Raw genomic sequence first — 17,708 nt, 5'->3', positions numbered from 1 at the left:
CGCAAATGCCGGACAGCCATCCCAAATACTGACCTTATCATGCCTACACTCAGCGAAGTCGCGCGTCACGCCGGCGTCACGCCTGCCACGGTGTCCAACGTGCTGCGCAATCGCGGCCGCGTCGGCGAAACGACGCGGCAACGCGTGCTCGACGCGGTCGCGGCGCTCGGCTATCGCCCGCATCTCGCCGCGCGCGCGCTCGCCGAAGGCCGCGCGCCGACGCTTGCGCTGATGGTGTCGAGCATCGCGAATCCGTTCTATCCGGAGTTCGCGCTCGCGGTCGAACGCGCCGCGCGCGCGAGCGGCCACTTCGTGATCATCTGCAATACGAACGAGGATCCGCTGAGTGGCCGCGCGTACCTCGACCAGATCGCCGGCACGCTTTCCGAAGGTGTGCTCGTGACCAACGCGAACCTGGATTTCGCCGATCTGCACAAGACCGAAGCGCGCGGCACACCGGTCGTGCTGTGCATGTGGGAGCGGCCCAGCGAACCGCCCGGGTTGCCGTGCGTCGCGGTCGATTTCCGGCTGGCCGGCAAGCTGGCCGGCGAGCATCTGCTCGAACTCGGGCATCGGCGCTTTGGTGCGATCGTCGGCAGCAAGGCGTCGGGCATTCACGCGGCGCGCTACGAGGGTTTCGTCGACGCGTTGCGTGCGGCCGGCGTGACGAGGAATCGCGTGCGGCACGCGGTCGACACGATCCACGGCGGCTACCTTGCGACGCGCGCGCTGCTTGAAGCCGATCCGCAGCTGAGCGCGATCTTCGCGACCAACGACCTGCCCGCGCTCGGCGCGATGCACGCGGCGGCGGACCTCGGCCTGCGCGTGCCGCACGATCTGTCTGTGATCGGCATCACCGACATCCAGCTCGCGCGCGAGTCGCGTCCCGCGCTGACGACGGTGGCAGTACCGACGGTCGAGGTAGCGGGACTTGCGGTGGAACTGCTGCGCGAGCTGATCGAGACGTCGTACGGGCAAGCTGGACGCGCCGTGGGGGACGTGCCGGCGCACGTGCCGATGCGGATTTCGTCCGAGCCGAAACTGGTCGTGCGCGCATCGACGGCCGCGCCCCGCTCGCGTTGATGTGGCGGTAGCAGCCACGACGCTACGTGTAGTCGCCGACGCTCAGCCGGCTTGCCGCGCATCAACTCGCGTGACGAGGCACACGCGCACCGACCGCCAACGCAATGCAGGCCAAGACCGCGGACACCGCCGCGAACGCGACGTTGGCCCACAAATGGCCGACCCGGGTCGACAGCAGCGCTATGCCGACCGCCGGCAACGAGTTGCCGGTGTAACAGCAGAGCAGATACGCCGATAGCAATTCGGCGCGTTGGTCCGCGGGCGCGATCCGGTTGACCTCCTGCAAGCTGCCGCGAAACCCGAGCGCGGCTGCGATGCCACACAACGCCGTCGCCGCGCTCAGCACCACGATCGAGGCGGCGACCTGCGCCCACAGCAGCAACGCCAGACTCGGCGGCAACAGCCACAGACCGGCGAACATCGCGGTGCGGGCGGCGAGTTTCGACGTAACCATCACCGTGATCGTGCTCGCGGCGAACAGTTCGGCGACGAGCGCCCCGCTCAGCGCGGGGCTATGCAGATGCATGCTGTTCGCGATCAGATTGGGCAGCAGCGCCGCGAAAAAGCCGAGCAGCGCGAAGGTCGCGAACGCGGTGACGGCAGGCACGACGAATGCCACGCGCAATCGCGCGGGTACGCCGATGCGTGGCGCAAACGACACCTGTGCAAACGTCCGGGCGCGCTCCTGCACGGTTTCGCATGCGAGCGCCGCCAACGCCGCGGTGACCAGAAGCGTCAACAGATAAACGACGAACACCGTGTGCAACGGCCAGGGCGCGAACTGCGCGAGCAGTCCGGTCAGCAGCGGCCCCACTCCGAGCCCGGCCAGATTGACCGCCGCGGCAAGACGGCTGGCGGGCGCCTTATCGGCGCCGGCGTGCAATTCCGCGATCCACGCGGTCGCCGTGGCGGCACCGACGCCGATCGCAAGTCCGCTTGCCGCTCGGGCGACGAACAGCCACGTCGCATGCGTGGCGAATAGAAAGCACATCGTGCTCGCGATCGCGGCTGCGAGCACCAGCAGAGTGACCGATCGACGGCCGGCCTGGTCGGATACGCGACCGAATAGAAACAACGCCCCGAGGTTGCCGATCACGTAGGTCGCGTACACGAGCGTGATCGTCAGCTCGGACAAGCCGAACCGGCGTTGATAGAGCGGATAAAGCGGCGTGACCATCGTGCTGCCCGCGTACAGAACGCCGATCACGAGCGCGGCGGCGCTCAGCGACGCACGGGAGCCGAGTCGTCGCTGCCACCAATGCGAAGGCATGGGTCTCTCCGACAGGTTCACGTTCTGTCGACGCGAGCAAGTGCCGTTCCGCCGCAACCTCGCCTCTGGATTCAGCGAACACCGAAAAAGCGCGTTACGTGCCGCGAAATGTGTTTAGAAGCCATCGCTCAAGCTTCAAATAGCTTTCAGTCGATCCAGGACTTTCCCGAAGCACAAACGCGCTGCTTCGCACCGCAACACGCCTTCAAAGCCTTAGCACGCAAGCCTTTCAGCCTGCACGCGGGGCGCCGCGCGGCAAATTTCCGCTTTCGCATTACCTTGACGATCGGCTGCGCGCCTGCTGTACTAAATCAACCAAAGTGATTTAGGTGATTTCCTTCGGACCACGTCGAATCGAAGCGTCATCGCCGAACGTCGGACCCAGCAACTTTGCAGTTTCGATCTATCAGCAGTCTCACACGTCGTTGCCAATAACTGGAGGAGCGTCTCATGAATCTGAATTCCCACAGGCGTCCTGTCGTCAGGACAATCGTGTCGATGTGTGCCGCGGCAGCGGCGCTGTGGTGCGCGAGCGCGAGTCATGCCGCCGACCAGCCCGTCATCGGCCTGATCACGAAGACCGATACGAACCCGTTCTTCGTCAAGATGCGCCAGGGCGCGGACGCGACCGCGTCGAAAGACGGCGCGAAACTGATCACGGCCGCCGGCAAGTTCGACGGCGACAACGCGAGCCAGGTCACCGCGATCGAAAACATGATGACGGCCGGCGCGAAAGCGATCCTGATCACGCCGAGCGACACCAAGGCGATCGTGCCGAGCATCAAGAAGGCGCGCGCGGCCGGCGTGATGGTCGTCGCGCTCGATACGCCGACCGATCCGCAGGACGCGACCGACGCCCTCTTCGCGACCGACAACTTCAAGGCCGGCGTGCTGATCGGCAAATATGCGAAGGCCGCGCTGAACGGCAAACCCGCGAAGATCGCCACGCTCGATCTCGCACCGGGCGTGTCGGTCGGCGTGCTGCGTCACAACGGCTTCCTCGAAGGCTTCGGTGTCAAGGAAGGCGATGCGTCGATCGTCTGCAGCCAGGACACGCGCGGCGATCAGGCGAAAGGCCAGACCGCGATGGAAAACTGCCTGCAGAAGGCACCCGATATCAACGTGGTCTACACGATCAACGAACCGGCCGCGGCCGGCGCGTATCGCGCGCTGAAGGCAGCGGGCAAGGACAAGGGCGTGATGATCGTGTCGATCGACGGCGGCTGCGAAGGCGTGCGCAACGTGAAGGCCGGCGCGATCGCGGCGACCTCGCAGCAGTATCCGCTGAAGATGGCCTCGCTCGGCGTCAGCGCCGGCGTCGATTACGCGAAGACCGGCAAGAAGGTCTCCGGGTATCAGGACACCGGCGTCACGCTGATCACCGACAAACCGATGTCCGGCGTCGATAGCAAGGACACGAAGTTCGGCCTCGATAACTGCTGGGGCAAGTAACACGCATTGCACAGCGGCCCGTTGCGCGTCGTAGCGGGCCGCCATCTGATTCGCCGCGTGACCTTCACGTCACGCTCATGTACCGAGGACTGCCATCATGTCGACCCCTTCCGCGCCCGCCGGCCGCCCGCGCCCGTCTTTCTCCGAGCATCTGCCATCGCTGACCGAAATCGGACCGTTGATCGCGCTGGTGCTGGCCTGCGCATTCTTTATTTCGCAGAGCAGCCGCTTTCTATCGTTCCAGAACCTGTCGCTGATCCTGCAACAGACGATGGTCGTCGCGGTCATCGCGATCGGCCAGACGCTGATCGTGCTGACCGGTGGCATCGATTTGTCCTGCGGCATGGTGATGGCCTTCGGCTCGATCATCATGACCAAGTTCGCGGTCGTGCTCGGCGTGCCACCCATTCTCGCAATCCTATGCGGCATCGGCGCCAGCACATTGTTCGGCTTACTGAACGGTCTGTTGATCACACGCATCAAGCTTCCCGCGTTCATCGTCACGCTGGGTACGCTGAACATCGCGTTTGCGCTCACGCAGATCTACTCGAACGCGGAAAGCGTGTCGAACCTGCCCGACGCGATCATGTTCTTCGGCAGCACGTTCAGGCTCGGACCGGCGGAAGTCACGTACGGCACCGTGCTGACGCTGCTGATGTATCTGGCCACGTGGTTCGTGCTGCGCGACACGGTGCCCGGCCGGCATCTGTACGCGCTCGGCAACAACGCCGAGGCCGCGCGGCTGATGGGCCTGTCGTCGCAGCGGATTCTGCTGATCGTCTACACGCTCGCCGGCGCGATCTATGGCATCGCCGCGCTGCTGTCGGTAGCGCGCACCGGCGTCGGCGATCCGCAGGCCGGGCAAACCGAGAACCTCGACAGCATCACCGCGGTCGTGCTCGGCGGCACGAGTCTGTTCGGCGGACGCGGGTCGATCGTCGGCACCTTGCTCGGAGCGCTGATCGTCGGCGTGTTCCGTAACGGCCTGACGCTGATCGGTGTGTCCTCGGTGTACCAGGTCTTGATCACCGGCATCCTCGTGATTCTCGCGGTCGCCGCCGATAAACTCTCGCACCGCGGCCGTTGATCCCGCACAGGAGCCTTGTCATGCTGACTTCCACCTCCCCTTCCACGTCCGCCGCGATGCCGGTTCTGCAAGCACGCGGGCTCGTCAAACGTTATGGCAACGTGACCGCGCTCGACGGTTGCGATTTTGAAGTGCTGCCGGGCGAAATCCTCGCGGTGATCGGCGACAACGGCGCGGGCAAATCGTCGCTGATCAAGGCGCTTTCCGGCGCGACGGTGCCCGACGAAGGCGAGATTCTGCTCGACGGCAAACCAGTCAAGTTCCGCAGTCCGCTCGACGCGCGCGCGCAAGGCATCGAGACCGTGTACCAGGAACTCGCGGTTGCGCCGGCGATGAGCATCGCCGAAAACCTGTTTCTCGCCCGCGAATTGCTGAAGCCAGGCTGGCGCGGCTCGCTGTTCAAGATGATCGACAAGCGCCGCATGCTCGACGAAGCGACCGCGGCCATGAAAGATCTGCAAATCGGCATCCGCTCGATGCGCCAGGCGGTCGAAACGCTGTCCGGCGGCCAGCGCCAGGGTGTCGCGGTGGCACGCAGCGCGGCGTTCGCGCGTCACGTCGTGATTCTCGACGAGCCCACCGCCGCGCTCGGCGTGAAGGAAGGCAACATGGTGCTCGAACTGATACGGCGCGTGCGCGATCGTGGTTTACCGGTCATCCTGATCAGCCACAACATGCCGCACGTGTTCGAGATCGCCGATCGCATCCATATTCAGCGGCTCGGCCGGCGCGCGGCGCTCGTCAATACGAAGGACGTGCACATGTCGGAAGCGGTCGCGATCATGACCGGCGCGAAGGAAGCCGACGTGAAGGCAATCGCGTGACGCGCCGCTCAACCCGCTGAGCCACGAGGCCGATACACGACGATGGACACTTCCAGCACCAGCCCGCGTTCGCCGGTCAAACGCACGGTCGGCTCGAATCAGGTCGGCATGCGGCAATTCAACGAGCGGATCGTGCTGCAAACGATCCGCTTGCATGGCCCGCTGCCGAAGGCCGAGGTCGGCCGCCTCACGCGTCTTTCGATGCAGACGGTGTCGATGATCGTCGACCGGCTGATCGCCGACGGCTTGCTCGAAAAACAGGCGCGCGTGCGCGGCAAGATCGGCCAGCCGTCGGTGCCGATCGCGTTGCGCGCGGACGGCGCGTATACGATCGGCATCAAGGTCGGACGCCGCAGTCTCGACGTGCTCGCGATGGACTTCGCCGGGCGCATCGTGTGCCGCGACGTGTTCGAGTATGCGTATCCCGACCCGCGAACGCTGTTCCCCGCGCTCGAAAGCAAACTCGCGCGCGTGAACCAGACGCTCGGTGCGAAGGCCGGCAAAGTGGTTGGCGTCGGCGTCGCGGCGCCGTTGTGGCTCGGCGGCTGGCGCGACTTTCTCGGCGCGCCGCCCGGCGCGCTCGAAGCCTGGAACGACATCGATCTGCGCGCGCGCATCGCGACGATAACCGGCCTGCCCGTCGAGTTCGCCAAAGACACCACGGCCGCTTGCGCGGCCGAACTCGTGATGGGCCAGGGCCGCGGCATCCACAACTTCCTGTATCTGTTCGTCGGCACGTTCATCGGCGGCGGACTCGTGATCGACGGCCGTCTGCATGGCGGTCCGCACGACAACGCCGGCGCGGTCGGTTCGATCCCGCTGCGCGAAGGCAGCGCACGCAAACCCGCGCGGCAGCTGCTGCACGCGGCATCGGGCTTCGTGCTCGAACAACTGTTCAGCGATGCGGGCGCGCCGGCCGCCGCGGCGCACGATCATCGCGCACTGTCGCCCGAGTTGTGGCGGCATACCGAGCAATGGCTCGATAGCGCGTGCCCGGCGATCGCAAACGCGCTGACCAACGCGGCCGCGCTGCTCGATCTCGAAGCCGTCGTGATCGACGGCGAGTTCGACCGGCTATTGCTGCGCGAGATCATTCGCCGCACCGAGCGCGTGCTCGATCGTTTCGAATGGGAAGGGATGGTGCGGCCGCAATTGCTGGAAGGCGCGATCGGCGCCGACGCCCGTGCGATGGGCGGTGCGATTCTGCCGCTCTATGGGCATTTCGCACCGGTCCATGAGCTGTTTCTGAAGCCGGCGGCGTCGGAGGCGGGTTTTGACGAGCGCTAAGCGGTTCAGTGCGCGGCAACTTTCGTCGCTGCTGGCGGCGCTTGCGCCGGCACCGTCGTCACGGTTTTCTGAACCGGCTTATCGAGCAACGGCTGCAACGCCGGAGCCATCGACTTCAGCAACTGCACCGCCAGCGCACTCGTGAAGTCGTAACGCGCGGCGTAGGGCTCGTGCACCCACGCGGTCAGCGTGCCATAGAAGCGGTCGCCGAGCGCGAACACGAAGGTCGCGCTGCGATTCACCTTGCGCGACTCGATCAAGCGCGCGCCCTTCGCATACACGTTCAAGCGCTGATCGCCGGTGCCGGTCTTACCATAGACTTCGAGCGTTTCGCCGTTCGGGAACGTCATACCTTGCGCGAGGCGCCTCGCGGTACCCCCCGTCACGACGTCACGCAACAGCATCCGTACCTCGCTCGCGATCTCCGGCGACACCTGCTGCTGCGGCGCGATCACCGCGCGCCTGAAATGCGTTTCGTACGGCGTATCCTTCGCGAAGTCGATTTGCGTCAGCGTTTCGGTCGGCACCTTGTTGCCGCCGTTCGCGATCACGCCGATCAGTTGCGCGAGCGCCGCCGGACGATCGCCCGACGCGCCGATCGCCGCCGCATACGACGGCGTCAGCGACGCGAACGGATAGCCGAGCGCCTGCCACGATTTGCCGATCGCGTCGAACGCGCGCAGTTCGACCATGCGCTTGATACGGCGATCCTGAGTCGCGTGATAGCGCGTCTTGAAGAGCCACGAGTAGGTGGACAGTCGCACGTCCTGGCTTGCGGTTTCGATCTGCGCGAGCGTCGCATCGGGATGCTTGCGCAGATAATTCAGCGTCCATAGTTCGAGCGGATGCACGCTGGAGATATAGCCGCGGTCGTTCAGATTGAAACGGTTGATGCCGTACTTGTCGTACAGATTCGCGAGGTCTTCGTCGTCGAGCATCGAAGCCGACGGGGTGTTCTTCAGCGCCGCGTACATCATCTTGTTGAACCAGGCGTTCGATTGATCCGGCGCGACGCTGCGCAAAGCGGTCGCCACTTTCGGCGGCGATTTGCGCACGCCGAGCAGCAAGAGCGTGATCTGCTGATCGGGCGTCTTGCCGTGATACTTCGTGTAGAAACGCTTCATGTACACGCGGCTTTCCTGATCGGCGAAACGCGTCAGATACATCTTGCGGGTCGCCGTATCGCCGAGCCATTCCGACGACGGCCCGGTGGTCTGCACCATTTCATAGTGCACGATATCGCGCATCAGGCGCACGAACACGAGATTCACCGAATGCTGGAACGCACGATGCACGGTCAGGATGCGGCTGTTGTCGTCGGACTCGAAGTTCGTGAAGGTCTGCGCGCCGCCGCCCGTAAAGAACGTTTCGCCGGGGCTCGCCGAGTATTTACGCTCGACGGCGGCGTCGAGCATCGGCTGCAGCGAGTGATCGCGCGTGTGCAGCAGATAGTCGATCGCCCAGTGCGTCAGCCGATCGTTCGGATCGGGCGTGACTGCTTTCAGCTCGGCATTGCTCAGCGAGGCGTAACGGGCGTGCAGGTCGGTGACGATCTGCAGATACGTGATGACGGTGCGCAGTTTCGCGGTCGAACCCAGGTTCAGGCGCGCGCCCGAATTGATGTCGAACGGCTGGTTCACGCTATCGGTCTGCACGCGCACGAGGTTCGCGTCGCCGTGCCGTTCGAAAAGCGTGAAGCTGTAGGCGATATGCGTCGGATCGTCGGACCCGCGCAGCATTTCGTAGCCAACGAGCCCCGCGGCCTTCGCGCCGTCTTTGGTCGCGGCGGCGGCGAGGCGCTCGGCGACGGCCTGTTGCACGTCATTGTTCAGCGTGCCCGTCGCCTGCACGTCGAGGCGGTCCAGTTCATAGAAGCTGCGCACGCCGAGCGCGGCGAGCAGATGCGAGCGCATCGACGTCACGGCCTTGCGCGACACGAACGAACCGAGATCCGGCGTGCTGCGCGGCGCGCGGTGCAGTTCGACATGCGCCGCCAACGCCGCGTCGCGCAACTGCGCGGTGATCACGCCGCCACTCGCGAGCAGCCGCAGATAGCTGTCGGTCAGCCGTTCGAGTTCCGGATAGCCGCGCTGCAGGAAAAACGACGGCGCGCGCTGCGCGATCATCAGCGACAGCACTTCCCGAAACGCCAGGCCCTGGTCGGGCAGATTCGCGTCGGTCGACGGCGCCTTCAGCAGACGGTTGGTCTCGCGGAAATCGCGCCCATACCAGGCGGCGAGACCATCGCCAATCCCGTTGATTTCGCCGACGCCGGGCTGCGCGGCGAGCGGCACCGAGTTCAGATAGTGCATGACGATCTGTTCGCGCGCGGGCAGCGTTTGCGGTCCATTCAGATACGCGCGCACCGACGCAGACGCGATTTGCCGCAGCTTTTCCGGCGGCGTCGCGGTGCGGCCGCCCGCCGAGTGACGGAATTTCTCGATCTGCGTTGCGAGCGTGCTGCCGCCCGGCGTCTGCTGATGACGATTGAAAACGCGCGCGCCCTGGTCGACGAGCGCGCGGCTGAAGCGCCCCCAGTCGATCGCCGGATTGCGGTTCGGCTGACCCGGATCGAGCAGATAGCGGTCTTCGATGAACAGCAGCGAGTTCACGACGAGCGGCGGAATCGCGTCGAAGCTGTCGTACACGCGGCCCGGAAACTGAGCGCTGTATAGCGGCACGCCAGTGCCGTCGAACAATTGCAGGCCTGCCGTGTCTTTTTCGTCGTAAGGCAGGAACAGGCCGTCATCGGCCAGCGACAGCATGCGTTCTGAATCGCGCGCCTGCGAGCTGATTTCGAAGCCATGCTGCAACAGGCGCTGCTGAATGGCAGGCAACAGCGCGTAGCCGAGGCGCGCGTCGTACGGGCCCTTGTCGGCTTGCGGAAAGCGGATGGAATGACTGGGACCGTCGGCGACCGAGAAACCGACGTCGCGGGTCAGCTCCGAAAGGTAGCGCGCCTGCAGCCGCGAGGTCTCGATCTCGATCTGCACGAGCCGCGCAATCAGCGCCATCGCGAGCAGAAAAAATGCGGCCAGGCCCCATTTGAGCCAACGCCAACTCCGCACGGTCACGGTGCTGGTCGCGCGAAGCGGAAACCGAAGCGGTGGCCGATTCATGGCTGCTCTCCCCGAGCGATGGCCAGGATGTCCAGCCTGGCTCAGTTCATATAAACCAGTGTAGCTCGGAACGAGAAACCGTCATCGGCTCAGATTGACGCGACAGTGTCGCGGCTACAACACCCGCTGGCGTCGAATGACAAAACGCGAACCGGCATGAGATATTGAAGGTCTTTTCACCCGAATACCAAACCGCCTTTTCGGGCGGTTTTGCCGTTTCTGGCGGCGCTTGCCGAAATAAAGTCGCTTTTGGGCTGGCATTCTTACCGGCAACCGGGCGAACGACCGAACAAGCCGGTGGCGGTGCGGCTAAGCTCGTGTTTTCGTCTGCGTCCGCTGCGTCTGCGCGCGCAACAGCGCGATGAACCGCTCCGCCGGCGGCGACAGCACGCCGCCCTTGCGCGTGACGATGCCGAAAGTCTGCGATGGCGATTTGAGCCTGACCGGCACGACGCGCAGCATCTTGTGCCGCACGAACGGCCCGGCAATCGCGCTCGGCAGCAGCGAAACGAGTTCGGCGCTGCTTTGCAGCAGCGCGACTGTCACGAAAGTGGAAGCCGTCGAAATCGGATTGTCGGGCATATCGAGGCCGGCGAGATCCATCTCGCGTTCGAGCAGCGCATGCAGCGGCATATGTGACGGATACATGACCCAGCGATGCCCGCCGAGCTCGCTCAACGTCATCTCGCGACGCGGCAACGGCGCATGCTGATACCCGACCACCACCGCCAACGGCTCGTCGCCGAGCGGGCGATACTGATACTTCGACGGATCGGCCGCGACCGCCGCGCGGCCGACCACCAGATCGAGCCGGCCGTCGTCGAGCTGCGCGAGCATCCGCGCGCTGGTGTCTTCGACCACCTCGATCGACAGACCCGGTTGCGCCGCATGCAACTGGTTCAGCGCGGGCACCACGCAGTCGGGAATCGCGCCCATGATCGCGCCGAGCGCGAGCCGCCCGCCACGCCCCGAACGTATTTCCGCGACGTCCTGACACAGCGCGGTGAGGTCCGACGTCACGACGCGCGCATAGCGGATCACGCAATGGCCGAGCTGGTTCGGGATCATGCCGCTTTTCGAGCGCTCGAAAAGCGGTGCGTCGAGCATCGATTCGAGCTCCTGCAGCGCCTTGCTCGCCGCCGATTGCGTCATCGACATCACGCCGGCCGCTTTGTGCAGCGATTTGTGATCGTCGAGCGCGATCAGCAGATGCAGTTGCTTCATGCGCAGCTTCGACAACAGGACGTTGAGCGTGTCTTTCATCGGGCGGGTGAGTCGCAAAAGCGATCACGATATGGAAACAATTCAATATACCTGCGACGCCCGGCGCCGTATAGTCGCCGTAGGAGACATTGATCCAGTTGCGCCGCTCGTTCGCGGGCTCGAGCGCAATCCTTCTATCCCAGCACGGACCACATCGCCATGAGCCAAGCGTCACACTCCCCCGCCCTGCGCGGCGTCTTCCCCGTCGTGCCGACGATCTTCGACGACGCCGGGCGCCTCGACCTCGAAGGCCAGAAGCGCTGCCTCGATTTCATGATCGATGCCGGCTCGAACGGCCTGTGCGTTCTCGCGAACTTCTCCGAGCAGTTCGCGCTGTCCGACGACGAGCGCAGCACATTGATGCATCTCGCGCTCGAACATGTCGCGGGCCGCGTGCCGGTGATCGTCACGACCACGCACTTCAGTTCGTACCAGTGCGCGGAACGCAGCCGCGCCGCGCAGGCCGCGGGCGCCGCGATGGTGATGGTGATGCCGCCGTATCACGGCGCGACGATCCGCATCGGCGAGCGCGGCATCTACGAGTTCTATCGCACGGTGTCCGATGCGATCCAGATTCCGATCATGATCCAGGATGCGCCGGTCAGCGGCACGCCGTTATCCGCGCCGTTCCTCGCCCGCATGGCGCGCGAGATCGACAACGTGTCGTACTTCAAGATCGAAACGCCACAGGCCGCCAACAAGCTGCGCGAGCTGATCGAACTGGGCGGCGACGCGATCGTCGGTCCGTGGGACGGCGAGGAAGCGATCACGTTGATGGCCGATCTCGATGCGGGCGCGACCGGCTCGATGACGGGCGGCGGTTATGCCGATGGCATCCGCCTGATCATCGATGCCTATGCGGCCGGCGATACCGAGGCCGCCGCCGCGCACTATCAGCAGTGGCTGCCGCTGATCAACTACGAGAACCGCCAGGGCGGCCTCGCATCGTGCAAGGCGCTGATGAAGGAAGGCGGCGTGATCGCTTCGGACGCGGTGCGTCATCCGCTGCCGCAGATGCATCCGGCGACGCGCGAAGGGCTGTTGAAGATCGCGCGCCGGCTCAATCCGCTGGTGTTGCGCTGGGGTCGATAACACACGTTGAAATGCAGCGGGGCGCCCGCCGACGTGCGGGCTTCCGCGGGCTGGACGGCAACACGCGATTGCCGCTAACCTAGGGCGTGTCCACGAGCTCGCGCCCCATGCAAAGTTTCTACGAAGCCACCGTCACCCGCTCCTCCACCTATGCGCCCCTCAACGGTCGACGCAGCGCACACGTCTGCATCATCGGCGGCGGGCTCGCGGGACTCTCCACCGCGTTGGGACTCGCCGAGCGCGGCGTCGAAAACGTCGTCGTGCTCGAAGCGCAGCAAGTCGGCTTCGGCGCATCGGGACGCAACGGCGGCTTCGTGTTCGGCGGCTATAGCCTCGATTGCGCCGACCTGCTGAAGACGCTCGGCCCGGCACGGGCGCGTGAACTCTATGCGCTGACCACTGACGCGGTCGAGCTGATGCGCAAACGCATTGCGCGCTATCGGATCGATTGCGACGCAACCGATGCCGGGGTGATCCTCGCGAACTGGTTCGATGAACCGGCACGTCTCGAAGCGCAACGGCGTCTGATGCGCGATTCGTTCGGCGTCGACTGGGAACCGATCGCTGCCGACGAACTCGCCGCACAACTGAAAACGAACCGCTATCACGGCGGACTTTTCGAGCGCAACGCGTTCCATTTTCATCCGCTCAAGTACGTCGTCGGCGTCGCCGCGGCGGCCGCGCAAGCGGGCGTGACGATCCACGAGCGCTCGCCGGTCGTCGGCTTGCGGCGCGACGGCGCGGGCTTCGTCGTCGAGACACCGCAAGGTGCGCTCGACGCGCGTCATGTCGTGATGGCGGGCGGCGGCTATGCGCGCAACGTGTACGCGCGCGTCGAGCGCGCGGTGCTGCCGATCGCCACCTACGTGATGGCGACCGAGCCGCTCGGCGAACGCTTGCACGACGCGATCGCGACGCGCGCCGCGGTCTACGACACCCGCTTCGCATTCGACTACTACCGGCCGCTGCCCGATACGCGCATCCTGTGGGGCGGCCGCATCTCGGTGCGTGATCGCGAACCCGAGGCGATCGCGCATCTTCTGCGGCAGGACTTGCTGAAGGTGTATCCGCAGCTGCGCGACGTGCGCATCGAGCATGCGTGGGGCGGGCTGATGAGCTACGCGCGGCACAAGATGCCGCAGATCGGCCAAAGCACGGACGGCGTCTGGTACGCGGTCGGTTTCGGCGGACACGGCATGGCGCCGACCACGGTGTCGGGCGAATTGCTGGCCGCGGCAATCTGCGGTGAACGGCCGGTGCCCGATGCATTCGCGAGCTTCGGCCTCACGCGCACATACGGCGCGCTCGGTCTCGCGGCCGCGCAGCTCACGTACACCGCGATGCAAACACGCGACGCCCTCGCCGTGCGCCGCCGGCCCGCGCGACCGGTCGCGTAAGCGCCACCCAGGCCCCTCCGAAATACCTGCACCGATGCCCGAGACCCGCGCCAGAGGCCCATTTCGCCATGCTAGAATGCGCCGTCACTGCCGCTCGAAACCACAATGAAAAAGGGAAGCAAGGCCGCCGAGCCTGATACCAACGGCATCGTGTCCGGCGCACCGCACGCCGACGCGCGACGTACCGACACCAAGCGAGCCGACGCCCGGCGTGTTGAAGCCCGGCGTGCGGACGCCCCACGCAAATACGATCCCGAGCAGACGAAGCGCAACATCCTCGACGTCGCGACCCAGGAGTTCTCCGCGATGGGACTGACGGGCGCACGCGTCGACGCGATCGCGGAGCGCACGAACACCACCAAGCGCATGCTGTACTACTACTTCGGCAGCAAGGAAGGGCTGTACCAGGCGGTGCTGGAAAAGGTGTATGGAGACATTCGCGCGCTCGAACAGGATCTGCACATCAGCGAACTCGATCCGGTCGAGGGCATGCGCGCGCTGGTCGAATTCACGTTCGACTACCACGACCGGCAGCGCGACTTCGTGCGCCTCGTGACCATCGAAAACATTCACGGCGCAAAGTACGTCGAGCAGGTGAAGACGTTCAAAGGACGCAACGTCACTGTGATTCACACGATCGAAGATCTGCTCGCGCGCGGCATCGCGGCTGGCCAGTTCCGCAGCGACATCGATCCGATCGATCTGCATCTGATGATCAGTTCGCTGTGCTTTCATCGCGTGGGCAACCGGCATACGTTCGGCACCGCGTTCGGGCGCGATCCGTCGCATCCTCGATTGCGCGCGCGGCATCGGGCGATGATCGTCGATGCGATCTTGCGGTTCGTGAAGAAGGACGATTGAGGCCGGTTGGGTAGCGACCGGCTCAAAATGAAAAACGGGATGTGGCTTTCACCACATCCCGTTTTTTTTCGCTTCGACACCCGTCACCTGAAGCGACGTCTCAACAGGAAGCCTCAATCCGCCAGCACGATCCGCTTGATATCGCCGACGATGAAGATATACGACAGCGCGCCGATCAACGCGATGACACCGATGAACACCAGCGCACCGACGAACGAACCGGTCGCCGCGACGATCAGGCCCACCACCAGCGGGGTCACGATACCCGCCAGATTCGCGGCGAAGTTGAAGATGCCGCCGGTCACGCCAAGCAGGCCTTCGGGCGCGATATCCGACACCAGCGTCCAGCCGAGCGCGGCCATACCTTGCGCAAAGAATGCCACCGACAGAATCGCGATCACGACCACGTTGCTCTCGACATAGTTGGCGAGAATGATCGTCGACGCGAGCAGCAGACCGGCGATGATCGGCAGCTTGCGCGCGACGTTCGGCGATTTGCCACGACGCAGCAGCCAGTCGGAGAACACGCCGCCGAACATCACGCCGATCGACGCCGCAATGAACGGCATGATCGCGAAGAAGCCGATCTTCAGCCACGCCATGTGACGCTCGGTGGCGAGATACGTCGGGAACCATGTGAGGAAAAATACCAGCGTCGAATTGCCCGCGAACTGGCCGAGGCAGATGCCGGTCAGCTGACGATGCTTGAGCAGCTGGCCGATCGTGCGCCATTGAAAGCCGCTCGTCTTCGATGCCGCCGTATCGGCCGCACCCGCGACATCCTTGTGGCGTTGCGTGAGACCGCCGCCCGCCTCGATATAGTCGAGCTCTTCCTGATTCGCCGACGGATGATCGCGCGGCTCGCGATACATCAGCCACCAAACCACGCCAAACGCGATACCGACGCCGCCGACCACGAGGAACAGCGAGCGCCACCCAAACGCGCCCATCAGCATGAACAGGAACGGGCTGAAAAACGCGAGGCCGATATATTCGCCGACCGTGTAGGTGCCGGTCGCCATCGCGCGTTCGCTTTGGGGAAACCACGTGGCGACCACGCGGCTATTGGTCGGGAAGCACGGTGCTTCCGAAACGCCAAGGCCGAGACGGAACGCGAACAAGCCGGCGATGCCACCCACGAGCCCCTGCGCGAGCGTGCACAGGGACCAGAACGTCATCGACAGGAAGTACGTGAGCTTGCTGCCGAAGCGGTCGAGAAACAGGCCGCCCGGGATCTGCGAAGCCACGTAGCTCCATGAAAACACGGAGAACAGCAAGCCCATCAGCGCGGCGTTGATGCCGAGCTCCTTCGTCAACTGCGGCGCCGCGATGCCCAGAACGGTGCGGTCGAGATAGTTGATCATCGTGCCGACTGCGAGCAGTCCGAGGATCTGATAACGGGCTTTCGAACGGCGCGCGGAGCTGGCCGACTTGCTCTGCGCGGGCGAGCCCGCGGAACTGGATTGGAACGATTGCGTCATGTCGTACTGGTCTCCTCGATCAGCTTGGATGCCGGTCTCTACGCGGCCGGTTAGCGTTGCAACAGCGATTGAAAATGGGTGTAGACGCGCTCGGCGTCCGGCTCGAGCCCCGTAAAAATGCGCATCGCGTCGACCGCCTGGTAGACCGCCATGCCGCCGCCGCTCAGCGTGCGGCAGCCGAGCGCCTCGGCTGCCTGCAGCAGCGCCGTGCGAATCGGGAAATAGACGATGTCGGCAACCCACAGGTCGCGGTGCAGCAATTCGGCCGGCAGCGGCAGGCCGGGCATTTTAGCCATGCCGGTCGGCGTCGCATGAATCAGCCCTTGGGCGGCGGCGAGCGATTCTTCGAGCGAGGTGCCCGCGCTGACCTTGGCTTTCGGGAAACGCGCCTGCAATTCGTCGGCGAGCGATTGCGCGCGGGCGGCATCGACGTCGAACAGCGTCAGCGACTGCGCGCCCATGTTCAGCGCCGCGTGCGCGACCGCCGCGCCGGCGCCGCCGGCGCCCAGTTGCACGACGCGTTCCAGCGACACGTCCGGCAGGCCGCGCTGAAACGCGCGCGCGAAACCGGACCAGTCGGTGTTGTGACCGATACGCTTGCCGTCCTTGAACAGCACGGTGTTGACCGCGCCGAGCGCGCGGGCGTCGTCGGACAGTTCATCGAGCAGCGGAATCACCGCCTGCTTGCACGGATAGGTGATGTTCAGGCCGTTGTAACCCATCCGTTCGGCCGCGGTCAGCAGCTCCGGCAGCGCGGCGGTATCGAGCTTCTGCGCATCCAGATCGATGCGTCGGTACACGTAATGCAGACCGAGTTTGCTGCCCTCTTCCTCGTGCATTGCGGGCGTGAGCGAACCGCTGATGCCCGAGCCGATCAGTCCGACCAGAAAGGACTGGGGCGTGGCCCGCAAACTCGCCTGCGCATTGGCCAACGCGGTGATCTGCGCGTCGGACCGGGGATTTTCCTGAGTGTTCGCTTGAGTGTTCGCTTGAGTGTTCGCTTGAGTGTTCATTTGGCCGCCCTATTCTTAAGAATCGTCGCCATCCGTTCCAGCGCGAGCACATAGCCCTGCGTGCCGCAGCCGACGATGATCGCGTCCGCCACCGCCGACACGTACGAGTGATGCCGGAACGCTTCGCGCCGATGCACGTTCGAAATATGCACCTCGACGACGGGCTTTTCGATCGCCGTCAGCGCGTCGGCGATCGCGACCGACGTGTGCGTGTACGCGGCCGGATTGATCACGATGCCGTCGACCTTGGTGCGCGCCGCGTGCAGCCAGTCGATCAGTTGATGCTCGGCGTTCGACTGGCAGAAGTCGATCGCGAGGTCGAGGCGCTCGCCCGCGTCGCGGCACAGCTTCGCGACGTCGTCGAGCGTTTCCGAGCCATAGATGGCCGGCTCGCGCGTGCCCAGCAGATTGAGGTTCGGTCCGTTCAGGACCAGTACGGAGGCAAAGCTCATGACAACGACTCCCACAAAATAAAGCGC

General features: G+C 64.8%; 14 protein-coding genes. 8 read left to right on the top strand and 6 right to left on the bottom strand.

The genetic code is table 11. The annotated features are described in order from the left end of the window. The first annotated feature begins 39 nt into the window (after window positions 1-39). The gene (locus AB3X86_RS32550; RefSeq protein WP_368599134.1) at window positions 40-1,083 is read left to right on the top strand and encodes a LacI family DNA-binding transcriptional regulator; all 1,044 of its coding nucleotides are present in this window, start codon (window positions 40-42) and stop codon (window positions 1,081-1,083) included. A 61-nt stretch (window positions 1,084-1,144) separates the two neighbouring features. Here AB3X86_RS32550 and AB3X86_RS32545 read toward each other — a convergent pair whose 3' ends face one another. Beyond that, on the bottom strand, window positions 1,145-2,353 hold the full coding sequence (locus AB3X86_RS32545) for an MFS transporter (RefSeq protein WP_176379363.1): 1,209 nt from the start codon (window positions 2,351-2,353) through the stop codon (window positions 1,145-1,147). Window positions 2,354-2,803: 450 nt separating this feature from the next. On the opposite strand from AB3X86_RS32545, the gene AB3X86_RS32540 reads away from it, so the two are divergent. The 4 genes from AB3X86_RS32540 to AB3X86_RS32525 all read left to right on the top strand — a co-directional run bounded on the left by AB3X86_RS32540 (window position 2,804) and on the right by AB3X86_RS32525 (window position 7,003). Next, window positions 2,804-3,805, top strand: coding sequence for a sugar ABC transporter substrate-binding protein (locus AB3X86_RS32540; protein ID WP_368599133.1), 1,002 nt, complete (start codon window positions 2,804-2,806; stop codon window positions 3,803-3,805). Window positions 3,806-3,902: 97 nt separating this feature from the next. After that, window positions 3,903-4,892 carry an ABC transporter permease gene (locus AB3X86_RS32535; RefSeq protein WP_176106521.1) on the top strand — a complete coding sequence of 330 codons (990 nt, stop codon included), beginning with the start codon at window positions 3,903-3,905 and terminating at the stop codon, window positions 4,890-4,892. 20 nt (window positions 4,893-4,912) lie between these two features. Beyond that, window positions 4,913-5,716 (top strand): ATP-binding cassette domain-containing protein, encoded by an 804-nt coding sequence (locus AB3X86_RS32530; RefSeq protein WP_368582361.1) that lies wholly within the window; start codon window positions 4,913-4,915, stop codon window positions 5,714-5,716. A gap of 42 nt (window positions 5,717-5,758) precedes the next feature. Further along, window positions 5,759-7,003, top strand: coding sequence for an ROK family transcriptional regulator (locus tag AB3X86_RS32525; protein ID WP_176120224.1), 1,245 nt, complete (start codon window positions 5,759-5,761; stop codon window positions 7,001-7,003). Between the two features lie 5 nt (window positions 7,004-7,008). On the opposite strand, the gene AB3X86_RS32520 is transcribed toward AB3X86_RS32525, so the two are convergent. After that, window positions 7,009-10,122 (bottom strand): transglycosylase domain-containing protein, encoded by a 3,114-nt coding sequence (locus AB3X86_RS32520; RefSeq protein ID WP_368599132.1) that lies wholly within the window; start codon window positions 10,120-10,122, stop codon window positions 7,009-7,011. 309 nt (window positions 10,123-10,431) lie between these two features. Beyond that, window positions 10,432-11,385 carry a LysR family transcriptional regulator gene (locus AB3X86_RS32515; RefSeq protein WP_368599131.1) on the bottom strand — a complete coding sequence of 318 codons (954 nt, stop codon included), beginning with the start codon at window positions 11,383-11,385 and terminating at the stop codon, window positions 10,432-10,434. 159 nt (window positions 11,386-11,544) lie between these two features. On the opposite strand from AB3X86_RS32515, the gene AB3X86_RS32510 reads away from it, so the two are divergent. From AB3X86_RS32510 to AB3X86_RS32500, 3 genes are all read left to right on the top strand, one after another. After that, window positions 11,545-12,477 carry a dihydrodipicolinate synthase family protein gene (locus tag AB3X86_RS32510; protein WP_368599130.1) on the top strand — a complete coding sequence of 311 codons (933 nt, stop codon included), beginning with the start codon at window positions 11,545-11,547 and terminating at the stop codon, window positions 12,475-12,477. Window positions 12,478-12,584: 107 nt separating this feature from the next. Beyond that, on the top strand, window positions 12,585-13,874 hold the full coding sequence (locus AB3X86_RS32505; RefSeq protein ID WP_368599129.1) for an NAD(P)/FAD-dependent oxidoreductase: 1,290 nt from the start codon (window positions 12,585-12,587) through the stop codon (window positions 13,872-13,874). Between the two features lie 105 nt (window positions 13,875-13,979). Continuing rightward, window positions 13,980-14,735 carry a TetR/AcrR family transcriptional regulator gene (locus AB3X86_RS32500; protein WP_176379355.1) on the top strand — a complete coding sequence of 252 codons (756 nt, stop codon included), beginning with the start codon at window positions 13,980-13,982 and terminating at the stop codon, window positions 14,733-14,735. Between the two features lie 113 nt (window positions 14,736-14,848). On the opposite strand, the gene AB3X86_RS32495 is transcribed toward AB3X86_RS32500, so the two are convergent. From AB3X86_RS32495 to aroQ, 3 genes are read right to left on the bottom strand one after another with little or no spacing between them, the layout of a single operon-like run. Next, the gene (locus AB3X86_RS32495) at window positions 14,849-16,216 is read right to left on the bottom strand and encodes an MFS transporter (protein ID WP_368599128.1); all 1,368 of its coding nucleotides are present in this window, start codon (window positions 16,214-16,216) and stop codon (window positions 14,849-14,851) included. A gap of 50 nt (window positions 16,217-16,266) precedes the next feature. After that, complete coding sequence (locus AB3X86_RS32490) at window positions 16,267-17,229, bottom strand: shikimate dehydrogenase (RefSeq protein WP_368599127.1); 963 nt, start codon at window positions 17,227-17,229, stop codon at window positions 16,267-16,269. After that, window positions 17,226-17,681 carry a type II 3-dehydroquinate dehydratase gene (gene aroQ / locus AB3X86_RS32485; protein ID WP_176106530.1) on the bottom strand — a complete coding sequence of 152 codons (456 nt, stop codon included), beginning with the start codon at window positions 17,679-17,681 and terminating at the stop codon, window positions 17,226-17,228. The genes AB3X86_RS32490 and aroQ overlap by 4 nt, the downstream gene beginning before the upstream one ends. Window positions 17,682-17,708 lie beyond the last annotated feature (27 nt).

Origin of the sequence: Paraburkholderia sp. BR14374 (genome assembly GCF_040948685.1) — a bacterium.
Taxonomy (GTDB): domain Bacteria; phylum Pseudomonadota; class Gammaproteobacteria; order Burkholderiales; family Burkholderiaceae; genus Paraburkholderia; species Paraburkholderia youngii.
This window is presented reverse-complemented; position numbering and strand designations above follow the sequence as displayed.

What these genes read in the sequence shown, in the direction of transcription:
- AB3X86_RS32495 (WP_368599128.1), bottom strand. Translation starts at nt 16,216, where the DNA reads ATGACGCAATCGTTCCAATCCAGTTCCGCGGGCTCGCCCGCGCAGAGC.
- AB3X86_RS32490 (WP_368599127.1), bottom strand. Translation starts at nt 17,229, where the DNA reads ATGAACACTCAAGCGAACACTCAAGCGAACACTCAAGCGAACACTCAG.
- AB3X86_RS32500 (WP_176379355.1), top strand. Translation starts at nt 13,980, where the DNA reads ATGAAAAAGGGAAGCAAGGCCGCCGAGCCTGATACCAACGGCATCGTG.
- AB3X86_RS32530 (WP_368582361.1), top strand. Translation starts at nt 4,913, where the DNA reads ATGCTGACTTCCACCTCCCCTTCCACGTCCGCCGCGATGCCGGTTCTG.
- AB3X86_RS32515 (WP_368599131.1), bottom strand. Translation starts at nt 11,385, where the DNA reads ATGAAAGACACGCTCAACGTCCTGTTGTCGAAGCTGCGCATGAAGCAA.
- AB3X86_RS32510 (WP_368599130.1), top strand. Translation starts at nt 11,545, where the DNA reads ATGAGCCAAGCGTCACACTCCCCCGCCCTGCGCGGCGTCTTCCCCGTC.
- AB3X86_RS32545 (WP_176379363.1), bottom strand. Translation starts at nt 2,353, where the DNA reads ATGCCTTCGCATTGGTGGCAGCGACGACTCGGCTCCCGTGCGTCGCTG.
- AB3X86_RS32520 (WP_368599132.1), bottom strand. Translation starts at nt 10,122, where the DNA reads ATGAATCGGCCACCGCTTCGGTTTCCGCTTCGCGCGACCAGCACCGTG.
- AB3X86_RS32540 (WP_368599133.1), top strand. Translation starts at nt 2,804, where the DNA reads ATGAATCTGAATTCCCACAGGCGTCCTGTCGTCAGGACAATCGTGTCG.
- AB3X86_RS32550 (WP_368599134.1), top strand. Translation starts at nt 40, where the DNA reads ATGCCTACACTCAGCGAAGTCGCGCGTCACGCCGGCGTCACGCCTGCC.
- aroQ (WP_176106530.1), bottom strand. Translation starts at nt 17,681, where the DNA reads ATGAGCTTTGCCTCCGTACTGGTCCTGAACGGACCGAACCTCAATCTG.
- AB3X86_RS32535 (WP_176106521.1), top strand. Translation starts at nt 3,903, where the DNA reads ATGTCGACCCCTTCCGCGCCCGCCGGCCGCCCGCGCCCGTCTTTCTCC.
- AB3X86_RS32505 (WP_368599129.1), top strand. Translation starts at nt 12,585, where the DNA reads ATGCAAAGTTTCTACGAAGCCACCGTCACCCGCTCCTCCACCTATGCG.
- AB3X86_RS32525 (WP_176120224.1), top strand. Translation starts at nt 5,759, where the DNA reads ATGGACACTTCCAGCACCAGCCCGCGTTCGCCGGTCAAACGCACGGTC.